The 17571-nt window shown below is 68.1% G+C and carries 13 protein-coding genes; 3 read left to right on the top strand and 10 right to left on the bottom strand.

Features of this window, described 5'->3' with window-relative positions:
* The 3 genes from K6U06_RS23830 to K6U06_RS23820 form a co-directional block, all read right to left on the bottom strand.
* On the bottom strand, positions 1-403 hold a 403-nt coding region (locus K6U06_RS23830; protein ID WP_262324488.1), incomplete at its 3' end, for an alpha/beta fold hydrolase.
* A gap of 2 nt (positions 404-405) precedes the next feature.
* Positions 406-1812: an aldehyde dehydrogenase family protein gene (locus tag K6U06_RS23825; RefSeq protein WP_262324487.1), complete on the bottom strand. Its 1407-nt coding sequence runs from the start codon at positions 1810-1812 to the stop codon at positions 406-408.
* Between the two features lie 306 nt (positions 1813-2118).
* The gene (locus K6U06_RS23820; RefSeq protein ID WP_262324486.1) at positions 2119-3663 is read right to left on the bottom strand and encodes a flavin-containing monooxygenase; all 1545 of its coding nucleotides are present in this window, start codon (positions 3661-3663) and stop codon (positions 2119-2121) included.
* A 146-nt stretch (positions 3664-3809) separates the two neighbouring features.
* Here K6U06_RS23820 and K6U06_RS23815 point away from each other — a divergent pair, with 146 nt between their 5' ends.
* Both K6U06_RS23815 and K6U06_RS23810 read left to right on the top strand, forming a co-directional pair.
* Positions 3810-4694 (top strand): metal-dependent hydrolase, encoded by an 885-nt coding sequence (locus K6U06_RS23815; protein ID WP_262324485.1) that lies wholly within the window; start codon positions 3810-3812, stop codon positions 4692-4694.
* Between the two features lie 234 nt (positions 4695-4928).
* Positions 4929-6266 (top strand): ABC1 kinase family protein, encoded by a 1338-nt coding sequence (locus tag K6U06_RS23810; RefSeq protein ID WP_262324484.1) that lies wholly within the window; start codon positions 4929-4931, stop codon positions 6264-6266.
* 75 nt (positions 6267-6341) lie between these two features.
* Here the strand turns inward: K6U06_RS23810 and K6U06_RS23805 are convergent, their stop codons facing one another.
* The 7 genes from K6U06_RS23805 to K6U06_RS23775 all read right to left on the bottom strand — a co-directional run bounded on the left by K6U06_RS23805 (position 6342) and on the right by K6U06_RS23775 (position 16282).
* A complete protein-coding gene (locus K6U06_RS23805; RefSeq protein ID WP_262324483.1) occupies positions 6342-7127 on the bottom strand; it encodes an enoyl-CoA hydratase-related protein in 786 nt (261 codons plus the stop codon).
* Positions 7127-7912, bottom strand: coding sequence for a TIGR03084 family metal-binding protein (locus K6U06_RS23800; RefSeq protein WP_262324482.1), 786 nt, complete (start codon positions 7910-7912; stop codon positions 7127-7129). The genes K6U06_RS23805 and K6U06_RS23800 overlap by 1 nt, the downstream gene beginning before the upstream one ends.
* Positions 7909-9099, bottom strand: coding sequence for an acyl-CoA dehydrogenase family protein (locus K6U06_RS23795; protein ID WP_262324481.1), 1191 nt, complete (start codon positions 9097-9099; stop codon positions 7909-7911). Before K6U06_RS23795 ends, K6U06_RS23800 begins: the two co-directional genes overlap by 4 nt.
* The gene (locus K6U06_RS23790; RefSeq protein ID WP_262324480.1) at positions 9099-10871 is read right to left on the bottom strand and encodes an acyclic terpene utilization AtuA family protein; all 1773 of its coding nucleotides are present in this window, start codon (positions 10869-10871) and stop codon (positions 9099-9101) included. The genes K6U06_RS23795 and K6U06_RS23790 overlap by 1 nt, the downstream gene beginning before the upstream one ends.
* Positions 10868-12835, bottom strand: a complete 1968-nt coding sequence (locus K6U06_RS23785) for an acetyl/propionyl/methylcrotonyl-CoA carboxylase subunit alpha (protein ID WP_262324479.1) — start codon at positions 12833-12835, stop codon at positions 10868-10870. The genes K6U06_RS23790 and K6U06_RS23785 overlap by 4 nt, the downstream gene beginning before the upstream one ends.
* A complete protein-coding gene (locus K6U06_RS23780) occupies positions 12832-14475 on the bottom strand; it encodes an acyl-CoA carboxylase subunit beta (RefSeq protein WP_262324478.1) in 1644 nt (547 codons plus the stop codon). The genes K6U06_RS23785 and K6U06_RS23780 overlap by 4 nt, the downstream gene beginning before the upstream one ends.
* Before the next feature lie 169 nt (positions 14476-14644).
* Positions 14645-16282 (bottom strand): flavin-containing monooxygenase, encoded by a 1638-nt coding sequence (locus K6U06_RS23775; protein ID WP_262324477.1) that lies wholly within the window; start codon positions 16280-16282, stop codon positions 14645-14647.
* A 297-nt stretch (positions 16283-16579) separates the two neighbouring features.
* On the opposite strand from K6U06_RS23775, the gene K6U06_RS23770 reads away from it, so the two are divergent.
* Entirely contained in the window at positions 16580-17464 is an 885-nt protein-coding gene (locus tag K6U06_RS23770; protein ID WP_262324476.1) for a MaoC/PaaZ C-terminal domain-containing protein, read from the top strand.
* Positions 17465-17571 lie beyond the last annotated feature (107 nt).

Genomic DNA, 17571 nt, shown 5'->3' with positions numbered 1-17571 from the left:
GGTAATGGAGGCCCTCGCAGGACAGGGCGACGAGCCCACCCATGGACGCCCCTACCACCACTGGGGCCTCGCCGACCTGCTCACAGATGTCTGCCAAGTCGTCGGCCATCGCCTCCATCGAGTAGTCCCCGTCCGATGACCAGTCGGAGTCGCCGTGCCCCCGGAGGTCCACCGTCCACGACTCGTACCCACTTCGGGCCAGCAACCTGGCCACCCGGCCCCAGCTGTGACGGGTCTGCCCACCGCCGTGGAGGAGCACGACGGGAGGACTCTCACCCGCGGACGGGTGCCGGTCTGCGACCAGGGTCAGGCCAGCGCGCGTCGAGATCCTCACTCCTTCGACGGTTGGGAGGACGCCGAGGTCGGCCCCGGCGTCCTCCCCTGCTTGGTCCCGAAGGTTCAAGATCAACCCTTCGACCGATGGAGGACCTGGATCTCGGTGAACCCGTAGTAGCCCCAAGGGCCGTTCTCCACGCCGATCCCGCTCCACTTGGCGCCGCCGAAGGGCTGGTTGGGAGCGAGTTGCAGGTGGTTGTTGACCCACACCGTGCCCGCTTCCAGCTGCATGCCGACCGTCGACGCCCGCTCAGGATCGGAGCTCCACACCGATCCGGACAGCCCGAAGTGGGTGCCGTTGGCCCGCTCGATCGCTTCGTCGAGGTGACGATAGGTGACGATCGGCAACGCAGGCCCGAACTGCTCCTCGTCGACGATGCGCGTGCCGTCGCTGACATCGGTCAGGATCGTCGGCTCGAAGAAGAAGCCGTCGCCCTTCATCGGGTGGCCGCCGGCGGCCGCCTGGGCCCCCGAGGAGAGGGCGTCGGCCACCAGCTCGCTGACCCGCTCGAACTGAGGACGGTTGTTGATCGGCCCGAGCTGCGTGCCCTCGGCAACGCCATCACCGACCTTCACCGAGTTGGCCTGGGCGACGAGTGCCTCCACCAGGCCGTCGTGGAGAGCCTCGGGCACATAGACCCGCTTGATAGCCGAGCAGACCTGGCCGTTATTTTGGAAAGCGCCCCAGAACAGCTTCTCCGCGATCGCCGCAGGATCCGCGTCGTCTAGGACGATGGCCGGGTCGTTGCCACCCAACTCCAGGGTGACGCGCTTGAGATCGGGGGCGGCGGCCGCGGCTACCCGCTTGCCGGTCGACACGGAGCCGGTGAAGCTGATCTTGCGCGGCACCGGATGGGCCGTCATGGCTCCGCCCAGTTGATCGCCGCCCGACACCACGTTGAAGACACCAGGAGGAAGGACACCGGCCAGCAGCTCGCCCATTTTGAGAGTGGCGAGCGGTGTGTAGGGCGACGGCTTCAGCACCACGGTGTTGCCGGCCAGTAGTGCAGGGGCGATCTTCCACGAGGCCAGGACCAGCGGAAAGTTCCATGGGGTGATGGCCGCTACCACGCCCAGCGGGCGCCGCAGGACCTCTATCAGGGCCTGGTCGTCGTCCTGGATGACCTCGGCTGGGATCTCCAGGTCGGCGTAATACTTGAACCACACTCCGGCACCGAAGACCTCGAGCTCCGCCTCGCCGAGCGGCTTGCCCTGCTCCCCGGTCAGCACCGGACCGATCTCGCTGGCCGCCGCGAAGAGAGCATCGCCGGCCGCGCTGAGCGCCTGCCGCCTCGCTGCCTCGTCCGACTTCCAGTCCCGGTAAGCCTTCGAGGCGGACTGCATGGCCGCGTCGAGCTGCTGGGGCGTGCAGTCCGGGGCCTCGGCATGGACCTTGCCCGTGGCCGGGTTGACCACGCCGAAGGTCTTCTCGGCGGCCACAGGGGCACCATCAATGGTCATGGAGAACGTCGTCATCTCAAAACCTCTCTCAATGTCGTAAACCCTGGAGCGCTCCAAGGGTGGTGGACCGGTCGAACTCCGAGGAACACGCCCAAGACGTGGGTCGGGGCCCGGTTGCCGGACGCAGAGCCTTCACAATGAACATCCTGCGAGTCCAAGCGGCCGTTGCGTCCTCTACAACCCGTTAGGGCGTTACAGACCATCGTCCGCATCATAACGGTACCGGACGATACAAACAAGCTCTCACGTCTCGTGGGCGCGCTCGACCAGACCGACGAGGGCAGCTGCCGCCACACGGGTCGCAGGGCCGGCCCGCGGGCCCTACGAGGGCCGCCGATAGCGGTAGTCATGAATTGGGAAGAACCGGTTCTCCCACCACATCTCGCCGTACAGCGACGGCCTCAGCGGGCTGTCGCCCTGGAAGTTGACATAGTAGGTGTTCGACCCGGCGCAGAGCGGCCCGAACAATGGGCTTCCCGCCTGTCGCCTCCGCATCCGCTCGACGAACTCGTCGTGCGGCTCCTTGCGGATCTCAGCACGCGTCGCACCCCGTCGGCGGGTCTCGGCGATGACACGGGCCGCGTGGCGAGTGGTGGCTTCGATCATCCAGAAGTACGACCCGACGACGAACCCGTAGGGACCGGCGATCGAGAAGAGGTTGGGGAAGCCCACGACGCTGACGCCCTGGTAGGACTGGAACCGGTTTTCCAACCACCACTTGCCGAGCTCCACGCCATCGCGACCGTAGATCGGGAATGGCACCGGCTCGTGCGGGTCCATGATCTTGAAGCCGGTCGCGGCTATCAGGATGTCGGCTGGATGCCTGATGCCATCTTCGGTCTCTATGGCACTGTGGGTGATCCGTCGGATCGGTGACGTGACGAGGTCGACGTGTGGGCGGTTGAACGCCTTCAGGTAGGTGTTCGACATCGACGGGCGCTTGCAGCCGAACGCATAACCCGGTAGCAGCGCCTCGCGGACATCCCTGTCGGTGACCTGCCGCCGCATCCACGCACGCAGGCCGGTCTCGAGGGCCGACTGGAGCGGGCGGAGCGTGTGCTGGAACACGGCGTTGCCGAAGACGTCGAGGGTCACCGTCCCGGCGGCCCGGAGCGCGTCTCGCACGGGAGGGACCGAAAGGACCAGCTTGGCCACGGGTCCGATCGTGGGATTGACCTTGGGGGCGACCCAGATGGGCGTGCGCTGGTAGACGTCGAGGTGCCCGACCGAGGGAGCGATCTCGGGGATCAGTTGCAGCGCGCTCGCGCCGGTCCCTATGCAGGCCACCCGCTTCCCGGTCAGATCCGCATCGTGGTCCCACCTCGAGGTGTGGATCACCTTGCCGGCAAAGCTGTCGATCCCCTCGATGTCGGGGAGCTGGGGACGCTCCAAGGCGCCGATCCCACTGATGACGAAGCGAGCCGTGAGCTCGCTCACCTCCCCCGCCTGCTCCACGGTGACCTGCCAGGCATCGGTCTCCTCGTCGAAGCGCAGCTCGTGCACGGTGAGCCCGAAGCGGATCTTCGATCGCAACCGGTGCTTGTCCACCACGTCCTCGGCGTACGCCCGGAGCTCGGCAGCCGGCGCGAAGAGAGAGGACCAATCCGCTCGTTGCTCGTAGCTGAAGCTGTAGAGGACCGATGGGATGTCGACTGCCGCCCCAGGATAGGTGTTGGCCTGCCACGTGCCGCCGGCGGTCGACGCCTTCTCCACGATCAGGAAGTCCTCGACCCCGATTCGCTGCAGCTCGATGGCCGCACCGATGCCACCGAAACCGGCCCCGATGATCAGGGCCTCGTGGTCGACAGAGGGGGTGTCGGTGGTCTGCAGGCGCTCCCCCGGTCCGACCTTGACCGTCTGTGCCATAGCGGATACAGTGACACAAATACAACGCAAATGTCTACCTGTAGCATGTCTCAAACCTAGAGGCGCTGAGGCTGGCACCTCGCCTGCGGATGATGCGGGCGAGGACGTCTGCACCAGGTTCACGCCGGTGTGAGAGGAGCAAGTCAGTGGCATCGGACAAGTCAGGCGAAGAGCAACCCGCCGGGGGCAGGACCGTCGCGGCGCGACGCATCACGTTCGAGCACTCGGGGATGCAGGGCAGGTACTTCTTCGGTGGAGACCTGCTGATGAGCCACATACTCGCCCTGCTCTCGGCGACCTTTCCCAAAGGCGAGCAGTTCTTCGTCGAATCGGTCCGCAACGTGCGCGCCGAGGTGACCGACGATCGCCTGCGGCCTCAGGTGGCCGGGTTCATAGGCCAAGAGTCGATGCACGGGCGGGAGCACGACCGGCTCAACGAGGTCCTAGCGCAGGCCGGGTATCCGGCAAAGTTGATCGATCGCACCGTCGAGGTCCTGCTCGGGTCCGTAGCCAGCAGGCTGCCCAAGCCGGTGCAGCTGGCTACCACCGCAGCTCTCGAGCACTACACCGCGGTGCTGGCCGAGCAGCTGCTATCGGACGAGACGTTCGACCGGTTGGAGGTCCCCGACGAGATCCGCAACCTGTTCGTCTGGCACGCGCTCGAGGAGTGCGAGCACCGGGCCGTCGCCTTCGACGTCTTCCAGGACTGCTACGGGAGCGAGCGCACCCGGATCCTCACGATGCAGCTGGCGACTACCCTGCTCGTGACCTTGGTCCTGCCTCTCCTCATCACCTCCCTGGCGACCGATCGGCGTGCCTACAACCCGTTGCGCCTCGGACGGAGCCTGCTCAACCTGCGCCGATCCCCGTTCGCTCGCAAGCGCATCGCCCTCAACCTGCTCAGATACAACCGCTTGGGCTTCCATCCCGACGAGCGGGACATCGCCGAGCTGCTGGCGCACTGGCGCAGCGAGCTCTTCGGAGAGGAGGGCGCCCTCGTGGACCACCTCGACGCACGACGGGCCGGCTGAGGGCGGCCTGACGGCGTCGGCGCGTGCAATGGCACCCGGCAAGGAGCCTGGCATACTGAGAAACCACGGACATCGGTCCGTATGTGGCTATTGCGCGCAGCGCGTCGTGTTGTTGGCCCGCAACGTTTCGCGAACGCCATGGGCTGGGCAACACCCTGTCCGTGGAAGCGGACAGGGCCACGCCAGCAGCTTCGCAACGAGACCGGTGCGGGGCCAGAACAGGGGATTCTTGAGATGACAAAGACCACGTCGAGCCTCGGGGGCACGAGCGACGAGCCCTCGGCTGCGGTCGGGATGGCGGAGCTCGGTCGAGCTGCAGTGACCGCCGCAGTGCTGGGTCGCCACGGCGGGCGGGTTGCGATCGGTGCCCTCAGAGGCCAGGGTGCCACCCCGCTAGCGGCCGCCGAGGCGAAGACCGCCTTTGCCGAGCTGGGTCCGACCTACGTGAAGCTGGCACAGATGATCGCCTCCAGCCCGGGCCTGTTCCCCGAGGTCCTCGCCAACGAGTTCCGCAGCCTGCTCGACGAAGTGCCCCCCGTCGGCGAGGAGGACCTCCGTCGCGTCGTCCTACGCGAGCTTGGCGATCAGCCGGAGAACCTGTTCGAGTCGTTCGACCTGCAACCCCTCGCGTCGGCGTCGATCGCCCAGGTCCACGCAGCCACGCTCCCCGGCGGCGAGGACGTCGTGGTCAAGATCCAAAGGCCGGGCATCCGCGCCGGGGTGCAGCAGGATCTCCGCATCCTGATGCTGGTGGCGCGGCTGCTCGAGCGCACGTCCGCGAGCGGTCGCATGGCCAACCCGATCGGCATCGTCGAGGACTTCGAGGTCACTCTCGGCGAGGAGCTCAACTTCGTCCACGAGGCCAGGGGCATGGAGTTGTTCGAGCACAACCTCCGCGCCTACGGCGACAACGACACCGTCAGGGTGCCCGCTGTGCACTGGCGGTACACCACGCCGCGTGTCCTCACCATGGAGCGGATCCACGGCTACAAGATCGACGACCTCGCTCAGCTCGGGGCCAAGGGATGGGACCTGGCGGGCGCCTTGAAGCGTGCGGTCCGGGCATGGCTCGAAGGGGCGCTGCAGCACGGTTTCTTCCACGGCGACGCCCACGCCGGCAATCTGATGATCGACACCGAGGGCAGGGTGGTGTTCCTCGACTTCGGCATCACCGGGCATCTCGATGACAAGACACGTGATGTCATCCGCACCGGTCTGCCCGCCCTGCTGGTGAGCCGGGACTTCCGCACCGTGGCCACATCGATCTACGAGCTCGGTGCGGTGCTGAGCCCCCTGGACCTGGACCAGGCGTCCAAGGACATCGCGGCGCTGGTCGAGCCGATCCTGGAGAAGCCTCTGTCGGAGATCTCCTACGGGCAGGTGCTCGTCGACATTGTGAAGGTCGGCACCGGCTACGGCGTACGGCTTCCACGCGAGCTGGTCCTCGTCGCCAAGCAGCTCCTCTATTTCGAGCGCTACGCCAAGCTCATGGCACCCGATTGGAGCATCCTCAACGATCCCGAGCTGATCGGCTTCCTGTTCGAGAGCGTCGTCGAACCGACCGTGGTGTAGCCCGGCTGACGCCGGCGGTCGATGAGCCCGGGAGCTTAGGGCGACGGCCCACGGGGGGGCCGGGAGCGGCCGGCTTCAGGGCCTGGCAGGAGCCGGAGCCACCCACGACGCCGGCCGCTTCTCGAGGAAGGCGGTCATGCCCTCCCTGGCCTCGGCGGTGGTGAAGAGCTGGGCCGAAAGGCTCGCGGTCCACTCGAAGGCGTCGTCGGTGGACATCTTGGGGACTTGGAGGAGCAGCCGCTTGCTCGCCGCGAGGGCGGCGGGGCTGGCGGCGAGGAGGTCCTCGATGATCGCATCGACCTCCTCGTCCAGACGCTCCCGCGCCACAGCCAGGTTGACGAGACCGAGGCGGGCCGCCTCCGCTCCAGTGAAGCGGTTGCCGCGCAGGAACGCCGACCTGGCGTCGGCGTCGCGCATCTTCGGCAGGCACACCACTGAGATCATGGCCGGCGCAACGCCTATGCGGACCTCGGTGAAGCCGAACTTGACGTCATCCGCCGCCACGGACAGGTCCATCGCCGCAGCCAGTCCCATCCCGCCGGCCACGCAATGTCCGGCGATGCGCCCTACGTACGGCTTGGGTGATCTGGCAAACCGGCTGAAGATCTGCGCCGGGCTGGTAGCACCGCCCGCCGGCTCGCCACCGCCCGACGAAGCCCGCTCGGACAGGTTCGCACCGGCACAGAACGTGCTGCCCTCGTTGGTCAGCACCACGACTCTCACGTCATCGTCGGCCTCGGCGGCGTCGAAGGCTGCTGACATCTCGGCGGTCAGCTGCCGGGAGAGGGCGTTGCGATGCTCCTGGTCGCACAGGGTGATCGTGCAGACACCCCCCCTGCTCTCACTGCGCACCACCGGCATCAACCCCTCCCTCCCGGCGGCGGCCCGTCCGTGGGAGGGCCCGCATAGGCCTGTGCCTTGGCCAACCAGTCTGATGCGATGTCCCCGACGATGACCAGGTCGGTGTCCAGGAGGTTGCGCCGCTGGGTCACGACCTGGCAGAACTGCTCTGCCGTCCCCGTGACAGATGCCGAGGCCGTATCGGGACCGAACGTCCACGTCTCGCCCGAGGGCGCGGTCAGGACGACCCGAACGTCACCCTCCGGGACGTCCTCACCCCGGTTGGCGTAGGTCCACCCGCGGGTGATGAACCCGATCTGCGCGACGTGACGGAGGCGGTCTGTGGGCGGCCGGTCGCCGGCGACGGCGTCGACGATGTCGGTGCCGTGGGCCCAGCACTCCATGAGGCGGGCGGTGAGGAACGACTTGGCACCCATCGACGGCCCGTACCACGGAACCCGCTGACCCTCTTGGAGGGTGGCGGCTGCCGAGGCCAACCGTGCCCGGTTGCCCCGCCACTTCGCCAGCAGCTCCGCCGGTGGAAGGTCACGCGACAAGGTCATGTCATCGACCCCGTCGCCGGCGGCCATCAGCTGCTCGATGCTCGACGCGAAGCCGTCGGGATCCTCGATGGCCAGCACCGCGGTCCCATCGAAGTAGGTCAGGTGGCCGATCTGGTCTGCGACGGTCCAACCCGGGCTGGCGGTCGCTCGCCGCCATTCCTGCTCGGGGAGATCGGCGACGACCCGGTCGAGAGAGTCCTGCTCCGCGGTCAGGTCCGCGGCGATCGTGGAGAGGTCGGTCATCGGTCCACCTTCGGCTCGCGGGGCAGTCCCAGCACCAGCTCGCCGATGATGTTGCGCTGGATCGCAAATGTCCCGCCACCGATCGTGAGCGCAGGGGAGAAGAGGAAGCCGTAGTACCAGATCGGGTCGACGCCGGGGAAGGGATCGCCTCGCAGCTTGATCTCGGTGGCCCCGGTGCGGGCGCCCTCGGGCACCACACCCCGCGGACCCGAGCCCTCCAGCATCCCCGACGCGCCGACGAGGTCCTGGGCCAGCTCCATCACCTTCTGGCCGTGCTGGTCGGACATCACCTTCTGGATCGAGGCCTCCGGGCCTGGCGTGCGACCCTTCAATCGGGCGGAGAGGGTCCGCAGCCGGTTGAGCCTGAGCACTTCGGACTCACAGTGCAGCCGGGCCAGGCGCTGGCGGAGCACCGGATCGGCCTCACCGCCGTTGCCCTTCACGATGCTGATCAGATCCGCCGCCGAAGGTCCGGCACCCCACAACGACCCGCCGGACGACAGCATCACCCGCTCGTTGGAAAGGGTCGCCTTGGTCAGTCGCCAACCATCGTTCTCGGCGCCCACCAGCAGGCTGGCCGGCAGCCTCACGTCATCGAAGAAGACCTGGTTGAACGAATGGGCGGTGGTCATGTCGATGATCGGGTCGAGGTGCATCCCGGGGAGGTCCATCGGGCAGATGAAGTAGCTGAGGCCGCGGTGCTTGGGTGCATCGGGATCTGTCCGCGCGACGAGGATGCCGAAGCGGCTGCGGTGGCCGCCGCTGGTCCAGATCTTCGATCCGTTGACGACGTAGGTGTCACCGTCACGCACGGCCCTGGTCCGCACCGAGGCCAGGTCGGATCCGGCGTCGGGCTCGCTGAAGAGCTGGCACCATTGGTCCTCACCGGAGAGTATCCGGGGCAGGTACTCCTTCTTCTGCGCCTCGGTCCCGGCTAGGAGGATCGTCGGAGCGGCCCAGCCGATGCCGATGCCGACCGGACGGTGGATGGATGCCCGCTCGAGCTCCTGGTCGATGATCAGCTGGTGCATCGGGTCGGCTTCGATGCCCCAGGGTCGCGGCCAGTGCGGCACGACGTAACCGGCCTCCGCGATCTCGCCCATCGTCGCGTCGGGGTGGTCGGCGAGCCAACGGCGGATGGCGAGCCGCCGGGGATCGTCGTCGGACGGCAGGTCGAAGTCCATCATCAAGCTCCTTGCAGGAGGGATTCGGGGATGTCGACGCACCTGGCCCGCAGCCACTCGCCGAGGCTCTTGGCCTGGGGGTCGCGGCGGGTGGCCGCCGCCACCCCCTCTTCGAGGAGTCCCCGGACGACGAAGTTCACTGACCGCAGCGACGGGAGCCGGTAACGCTCGATCACGTACTGCGAGGTCTCGGGGAGCAGCCGACGCAGCTCGTCGACGGTGAGGTACTCGTCCAGCCAGGCCCAGACCTCGTCGGTACGGGCGAACACGCCTAGGTTCGCGTCGCCGCCCTTGTCACCCGATCGGGCGCCGACGAGGGTCCCGATCGGCATCCGTCGCGTCGGGCCGCCGGGCGCCGCGGCATTCGGTCCGGGACGGGGTTGGATTCTCCCGGGACGGTTGGACGCCGGAGCGACCGAGTCGACCACCACCTCGGCGCCCCCCAGGACCGCAACGTGCTGTGGGACGAGACCGGCGGGGACGAGCGCCGGGCGGTACACGCCGTAGGGCTGGGCCTGCTGCCCGCCTCCCCCGATACCGGTGAAGCCCGGGATGGTGGAGAGGCCGAGCTCGACGGTCGCATTGAACACCACCCGGCCGACCTTGCGCTCGTCGCCGTCCTTGAGCGAGATGCGAAGGCTGGCCGTGGCTTCCTCGTTGGTCACCGGATCAGGCTTGTCGGTCCGGACGAGGCGCGTGGTGACGCTGGCGTAGTCCTCACGGGCGTAGGGCAGCGCCTCCCAGAAGGCCGCCTCGACCAGTTCGGCCTTGGCTTCGATGTCGAGCCCGACGAGGCCAATGCCGACCTCGTTGCGAAACCCGCCCAGCTCGTTCATGGCCACCTTTAGCGTCGGCGGGGGTGGCTCTCCCTTCGTGCCGCTGACCAGGACGCGGTCCGGGCCCACCTGCTCGATCTCGATCGTGTCGAAGCGGGCTGTCACGTCGGGGCCGAGGTAGGCCGGGGAAGCGATCTCGTAGAGGAGCTGGGAGGTGACGGTACCGACCGACACCTCGCCGCCGGTCCCGTCGTGCTTGCCGATGACCGCCGAGCCATCAGCCGCGACCTCTGCCCACGGGAAGCCGGTGTGGGTGAGGCCTCGGACCTCGGTGAAGAACGAGTAGTTGCCGCCCGTCGCCTGGGTCCCACACTCGATGATGTGCCCGGCGACGACGGCGCCGGCGAGCGCGTCCCAGTCGTCACGGACCCAGCCGTGGTGCCACGCCGCTGGCCCACAGACGACTGCGGCGTCGGTCGTGCGACCGGTGACCACTATGTCGGCGCCCCGATCCAGTGCCTCGACGATCCCCCAGCAACCGAGGTACGCGTTGGCGGTGACGAACCGGGACTTGTCACCGATGGGCTCCCCGGTGTCGAAGTGGACCAGGCCGCACTCCGCCGCCACCAGGTCGTCCAGGCGGCCGAGGAGATCGTCGCCGTTCACGTATGCGATCGTCGGGGACAAGCCAAGCTTCTCGCCAACCTCGGCGACCGCCTCGGCGCACCGGTCCGGGTCGAGGCCACCGGCGTTGGAGACCACCTTGATGCCGCGGTCGAGGCACGTGCCCATGACCTGCTCCATCTGGGAGACGAAGCTCCGGGCGTACCCGCCGCCTGGCCGCTTGGCACGGGTTCGCTGGAGGATCAGCATCGTCAGCTCCGCCAGCCAGTCGCCGGTGAGCACGTCGATCGGTCCGCCCTCCACCATCTCGCGGGCGGCCGCCAGGCGGTCCCCGTAGAACCCGGAGCAGTTGGCGATGCGGATCGGAGCGGTCACTTGCCACCTCCTTCGTCTGGCCGCTCGATGACGAGCAGCACCGCGCCATTGTCGACCTGGTCGCCGACGGCGACTCGTACCTCGGTGACGATCCCGGCGAAGGGGGCGACCACATGGTGCTCCATCTTCATCGCCTCGAGCACGACCAGCACCTGGCGGGCAGCGACGGTGTCCCCCACCTCGCAACGGACCTCGAGCACCGCTCCGGGCATCGGGGCCGACAGGCCGCCGGTCGCCTCGCCCCCGCCAGGCGGCACGAACCGTGCCTTCACCTCGAAGGTGAGCGTCCCTCGGGGTGCCTGCACATGGATCCGCTCGCCGCTGTCGGTGACCCGGGTATCGGTCCGGTGGCCGTCGATCTCGATGTCGATGCCATCGGGCCTCCACTCATGGATCCGGGCGTAGCGGGCTTCGTGGCCGTCGCGGGCGTCGAGCACGACGGTCCCGTCACGGCTGGCGTGGTAATCCACGACGACCTCGTCGGTGCCGTGCATGAACGCCACCGACTGCGGCGGCATCGGTCCGTTTCGCCAGCCCGACGGCAGACCGGCCCACACGTCGTCGTCCCGGCGATTCCGGCCCTGGATCCACAGTGCTGCTGCCGCAGCGGCGCGCTCCACCTCCGGCGCGTCCACTCGCGACGCCCGTTCCAACGCCGTGCGCTCGATGAAGTCGGTGGTCGTGGCGCCGGCGAGGAAGTCGGGGTGTCGCAGCGTCGCCGCCAGGAAGGCCCGGTTGGTCACCACCCCGCCCAGGTGCAACCGCTCCAAGGCCAGCCCAAGCCTCCCGGCGGCCTCCCCCCTGGTCGGGGCATGGGCGATGACCTTGGCCAGCATGGGGTCGAAATCGACCCCGACCACCGACCCGGCTTGCACCCCGCTGTCCCAGCGCACGGCAGGCCTGTGCGGCTCGACGTACGCCGACAGCGTCCCGGCGGCCGGCAGGAACCCGGCCGATGGGTCCTCTGCGTAGAGCCGGGCCTCGATGGCGTGCCCGGTGAAGGCGATCGAGCCCTGCTCGTAACCGAGGGGCTCCCCCGCGGCGACCCGCAGCTGCTCGCGCACGAGGTCGATGCCGGTGACCTCCTCGGTGACCGGGTGCTCCACCTGCAGGCGGGTGTTGACCTCCAGGAAGTAGAACTCGCCGGTCGCGTCGTCAAGAAGGAACTCCACTGTGCCCGCTGACTGGTACCCGAGCCGGGATGCGAGGCTGAGCGCAGCCGCCCCCATCTTCTCCCGGAGCGCCCCGTCCACGGCCGTAGACGGGCTCTCCTCGATGATCTTCTGGTGGCGCCGCTGGATCGAGCACTCGCGTTCGCCGAGGTGCACGAGACCGCCGTGCTCGTCGCCCAGGATCTGGATCTCGATGTGGCGGGAACGGCGGATGTAGCGCTCGAGGAAGACGCGGTCGTCGCCGAACGCGCCTCTCGCCTCCCGCTGTGAAGCAGCTACTGCGCCGACGAGCTCGGCGGGTGATCCCACCACGCGCATCCCTTTGCCACCCCCGCCGGCCGCCGCCTTGACCAGCAGCGGGAAGCCGACGCCCTCGGCACGGCTCGGATCGTCCGACGAGGGTAGGGTGGGCACACCGGCTTCGATCGCTATCCGCTTGGCAGCGAGCTTGTCGCCCATCGACTCGATGACCGCGGGGCTCGGCCCCACCCAGGCGATGCCGGAGGCGATCACCTTGCGGGCGAACCCGGCGTTCTCGGACAGGAAGCCGTAGCCGGGATGGATGCCGTCGGCTCCGCTCGAGAGCGCCGCGGCGATGACGGCGTCGCCGTCGAGGTAGCCACCCTTTGGCAGGCGGATCGCTGCGTCGGCCTCGGCGACAAAGGGGGCTCGGGCATCGGCGTCGACGAAGACGGCGATGCACCGCATGCCCATGTCGCGGGCGGTCCGGAAGACCCGCCGGGCTATCTCGCCGCGGTTGGCGACGAGCACGGAGGTGATGGGGATGCTCACAGCCGGAAGACTCCGTAGCTCTCTGTGCCCTCTATGGGGCGGTTGCGCACCACGGAAAGGCAGAGGCCAAGGACGGTCCGGGTGTCGCGAGGGTCGATGATCCCGTCATCGCTGATGGCGCCGGTGGCGGCCAGCGCCAGCGAGCCCTTCTCTTGGGCCTCCTCGACCATCGCCACGATCGCAGCGTCCTCATCCTCGTCGAACTCGATGCCCTTTCGGGCTGCCTGGCCGCGGCGGACGATCGACATCACGCCCGCGATCTGCTTGGGCCCCATCACTGCGATCTTGGCCGTGGGCCAGATGAAGGTGAACCGGTTGCCGAACGCCCGTCCCGACATCCCGTAGGTGCCTGCACCGTAGCTGGATCCGATGATCACCGTGAGGTGGGGAACCGTCGAGTTGGTGACCGCGTTGATCATCTGGGAGCCCTTCTTGACGATCCCGTCCGCCTCGAAGTCCTTGCCCACCATGAACCCGGTGATGTTCTGGAGGAACAACAACGGGACGTCGATCTGGTTGCACAGTTGGATGAAGTGGGCGGCCTTCTGCGACGCGTCGGGGTAGATGACCCCGTTGTTGCCGAGGATCCCCACTGGGTACCCGTGGATCGATGCCCAACCACAGACCATCGTCGGCCCCCAGCGTGCCTTGAACTCCTCGAAGCGCGACCCGTCGACGATCCGGGCGAGGACGTCGCGGACATCGACCGGCTGGCGTAGGTCACGGCTGACCAGGCCGAGCAGCTCCTCGGGATCGTACGCCGGGCTCTCGACGACCGACGCCGGGGGTGGTCCGGGCTTCTGCCTGTTCAGGTGGGAGACGACCTCTCGGCACATCCGCAACGCGTCCATCTCGTCGTCCGCGAAGTAGTCGCCGAGCCCGGACACCTCCGCGTGGAGCGCCGCGCCGCCCAGGGTCTCGTCGTCGGACTCCTCACCCGTCGCCATCTTGACCAGTGGTGGCCCGGCCAGGAAGACCTTCGACTGGCCCTTGACGACTATCACGTAGTCCGAGAGGCCGGGTTGGTAGGCCCCGCCTGCTGTCGAAGAGCCGAACACCACACAGATGGAGGGAATGCCCATCCGCGACAGCTCGATCATCTCGTAGAACGGCCGCCCGCTCTCGGCGAAGTGGGTCGTCTGCGTCGTGGGACCCTCGTTGCCCGCTCCCTCCATGCGCAGGTCGGCACCCGCAGACTCGACGAAACTGACATAGGGCATGCGGTTGTCGCGGGCGATCTCGATGGCCCGTGACCACTTCTTCGCCGCATAGGGCGTGAGCGCGCCACCGAGGACGGACGGATCGTTGCCCATGATCACGCATTCGGTCCCGGCTATGAGGCCTATGCCGACGACCATCCCCCCGCCGATCGTATAACTCGACCCGTACCCGGCCAGCGGGCTGATCTCGAGGAACGGTGAGTCGGGATCAAGCACGTTGGCGATCCGCTCACGGATCGGCATCTTCCCCCGGGAACGCATGCGGGCGACCGACGCCGGCCCTCCTCCCGCCTCGGCCTCAGCGAGCAGCCGGTCGATGACCTCGATCTGCTCGAGCACGTCGGCGCGGTTCTGGCGAAAGCGGTCACCGGCCGTATCGACGCTCGATCGCAGGGGGGGCGCCAGTAACGGCACCATCATAGGTTCACCGACACCAAAGCCTGGTGGGTAGGGGTGGTTGGACTGCTCACAGGCGACTCCTGAGTTTTCGGGGGCACAGCCGGCCGACGGCTCTGCGACAGCTGTAAGGCACCTATTCTGCGTGCCGATGGCGGGAGGCCGGCCACCGGCCCACGAGGGAGGAGCCCACCTATGAGGGCTCGCCTTGGAGGATAAAGCCACTGTATCCGTCGTCGGCAGACGCTCGACACGCCGCGATGTAGAGCCGGAGGCCTCCCGGCCAGTTCAACATCTCCCGGGGCTTGCCGGGGATGTTGGCCCCCATGTACCACGAATCGGCCAGCGGGAAGAGGGTGATGGAGGCGATGCTCTGGACCTGGTCGCGCCACGCGCTCTCGGCCTGCGTGGTCGCCTCGATGCGGGTGGTCCCGGTGTCTCTCAGGCGCGCCAGCAGGTCCACCATCCACTCGCCCTGCACCTCGGCGCAGGTCGGACCGTTGCAGAACCCGGAGGGGCTCTGCGGGCCGTACAGGTAGAAGAGGTTGGGGAAGCCGGCACTTGCGAGCCCGAGGTGGGTCCGCACTCCGTGCTGCCAGTGCTCCCCGAGCTTGTAGCCGCCGGATCCTCGTATGTCGATGGAGGTGAGGCTCCCGGTCACCGCGTCGAAGCCGGTTGCGAGCACCAGGATGTCCAACTCGTGCTCCCCTTGGGCAGTGAGCACGCCACGGGGAGTGATGCGCTCTATCGGCGTTGACTTGAGGTCCACCAGCGAGACGTTGTCCTGATTGAACACGTCGTAGTACGTCTGTTCGAGCGATGGGCGCTTGACCCCGAACGGGTGGGGGGGCGTGGCCGGCGCGAGCACCTCGGCGACGGCCGGGTCCTTCACCCGGGCCCGCACCTTGTCGCGCCAGAAGTCATAGGCGGGCCGGTTGGCGGCTTCGTCGAGCAGCAGGTCGGAGTAGTTGCTGGCCCAGAAGCTGAACCCTCCTGCCGCCCACAGCCGCTCGTAGGTCGCGAGCCGCTCGTCGTGCGGGACCGTCAGTGCTGACTGACGGGACTCGGGGAGGTCGAAGCCGCTGTTGGTCTTGGTCCGAAGGTCGAAGATCTCGGGGTAGTGGGCCTTGGCCGCGTCCTGCTCCTCCCGGGTGAGGCGACGTTGCTGCATGGCGAGCGCAAGGATGGGCGTCCGCTGGAACACCGTCACCGCTGCCGCCACTTTCGCCGCTTCCTGCACCACCTGGACGCCACTCGCCCCGGTGCCGACGACCCCCACACGCCGGCCGGTCATGTCGAGGCCCTGCTGGGGCCAGTGGGCGGTGTGGTGACACGCTCCCTGGAAGTCCGCCAACCCCTGGAAGGCCGGTATGTAGGCCTTTGCGGCGAAGCCGGTGCACATCACGACGAAGCGGGCACGGAGAACGTCGCCGCGCTCGGTGCCGACCTGCCAGGCACGCTGATCTTCGTCCCACACCGCCTCTGTCACGCGGCTGTCGAAGCGGATGTCCTTGCTGAGGCCCCACTCGGCGTCGACGTGATCGAAGTAGCGCCTGAGCGCCTCCCAGTCGGGGAACCTCTCGTCCCAGTACCAGTCCCGCCACAAGGCCTCGTCGGAGAACTCGTAGACCGGCACGTGGGAGTCCACCCGGGCGCCCGGGTAGCAGTTCCAGTGCCAGATGCCGCCCAGGCCTGACCCGGCTTCGAGGAGGACGACCGACAGGCCGAGTTGGCGAAGCCGGTGCAACTGGTAGGCGCCGGCGAAACCGGCGCCTACGATCACCACGTCGAGATCCGGCGGCGAATGGGCGACACCTGCGATCTGGCTCACCAGGCAACCTCTCCGCAGGATGCCGCGCCCCGGGCGGGGATGATCGGAGGGTGCAACATGACAGCCATGTTGTCGCATAGAGCGCCTGCTGTCCACCGGCACACCGCGGTCGTGACGGGTGGGCGGCCTCGAAGCGTCCGGTCGGCTCGAGTGTCCGGTCGGGTGGTACCCGCCTGACCCGATGCGCCAGACTGGCTTCGCAGAGCCCGGTTGCGCTTCGACCGAGGGGGGATGCACGACATCAGGAGCGAGCGCCTGGCTCACTCCGAGACACAACACAAGAGGGGAAGGCCCGTCATGCCTATCAATCCAGATGCTGTCGGCGTCGAATCGGAGCCGAGCGAGGTCAGCTGGTCCAGGGTGGATGCGGTCGTCTACGCGCTGGGCGTGGGCTGCGGCACCGACGAGTTGAAGTTTGCCACCCACGACACCAAGGACGCCCCCCAGGAGGTGCTTCCGACCTTTGCCGTGGTTGCCGGAGGCGGGGAGAGCGTCCGCCAGAAGAGCGGGGTGGGAGCATCGGCGTCCCAGACCGGTCTGTTCTCCAAGCTCGGCAGCTTCAACTTCGCCATGCTGGTGCACGGCGAGCAGGGAGTGCACCTGGAAGGACCGATCCTGCCGGAGGGCCGCGCCCGCGTGACCTCCAGGGTCGTCGGGATCTACGACAAGGGCTCCGGCGCCGTCGTCGCCATCGAGGGCACCGCGGTCGAGCCCGCGAGCGGCAAGGTGCTGTGGCGCACGACGTCTTCGATCTTCCTTCGCGGCGAGGGAGGTTGGGGTGGCGACCGCGGCCCGTCGGGGCCCCGCAACGTCGCACCGGAACGGGCCCCGGACCACGAGGTGAGCTACGCGACACGGCCGGACCAGGCTCTTCTCTACCGCCTCTCGGGCGACCTCAACCCGCTGCACTCCGACCCGAGCTTCGCCAGCCTCGGTGGCTTCGACCGACCGATCCTCCACGGCCTCTGCAGCTACGGCTTCACCGGGCGGGCGCTGCTCCACTCCCTTTGCGGTAGCGATCCGAGCCGCTTCGGTGGCATGGAGGCGCGTTTCTCGAAGCCGGTCTTCCCCGGTGACACGCTGACGGTCAAGATGTGGGAGATGGACGGCCACTCGGTCTTCCGGACCGAGCGCCAAAACGGCGATGTCGTCATCGACCAGGGTCGGCTGACCACGGCCTGAGGGGTTGCAGGGCGACCACGTGCGGGGTCGCGGCGCATCCAAACGTCGAGGGCGGCGCAGAGGGAAGGCCGGCGGCAGCGTCTCGAAGCGGCCGCGCCCGTGCTCGT

Source organism: Acidiferrimicrobium sp. IK (assembly GCF_025499425.1).
In the GTDB taxonomy this organism is placed as follows: domain Bacteria; phylum Actinomycetota; class Acidimicrobiia; order Acidimicrobiales; family Palsa-688; genus Acidiferrimicrobium.
Note: the sequence above shows the minus strand (reverse complement) of the source record. Positions and strands in the feature narration are given on the sequence as shown.

What these genes read in the sequence shown, in the direction of transcription:
- K6U06_RS23825 (WP_262324487.1), bottom strand. Translation starts at nt 1,812, where the DNA reads ATGACGACGTTCTCCATGACCATTGATGGTGCCCCTGTGGCCGCCGAG.
- K6U06_RS23820 (WP_262324486.1), bottom strand. Translation starts at nt 3,663, where the DNA reads ATGGCACAGACGGTCAAGGTCGGACCGGGGGAGCGCCTGCAGACCACC.
- K6U06_RS23810 (WP_262324484.1), top strand. Translation starts at nt 4,929, where the DNA reads ATGACAAAGACCACGTCGAGCCTCGGGGGCACGAGCGACGAGCCCTCG.
- K6U06_RS23805 (WP_262324483.1), bottom strand. Translation starts at nt 7,127, where the DNA reads ATGCCGGTGGTGCGCAGTGAGAGCAGGGGGGGTGTCTGCACGATCACC.
- K6U06_RS23800 (WP_262324482.1), bottom strand. Translation starts at nt 7,912, where the DNA reads ATGACCGACCTCTCCACGATCGCCGCGGACCTGACCGCGGAGCAGGAC.
- K6U06_RS23795 (WP_262324481.1), bottom strand. Translation starts at nt 9,099, where the DNA reads ATGATGGACTTCGACCTGCCGTCCGACGACGATCCCCGGCGGCTCGCC.
- K6U06_RS23780 (WP_262324478.1), bottom strand. Translation starts at nt 14,475, where the DNA reads ATGATGGTGCCGTTACTGGCGCCCCCCCTGCGATCGAGCGTCGATACG.
- K6U06_RS23770 (WP_262324476.1), top strand. Translation starts at nt 16,580, where the DNA reads ATGCCTATCAATCCAGATGCTGTCGGCGTCGAATCGGAGCCGAGCGAG.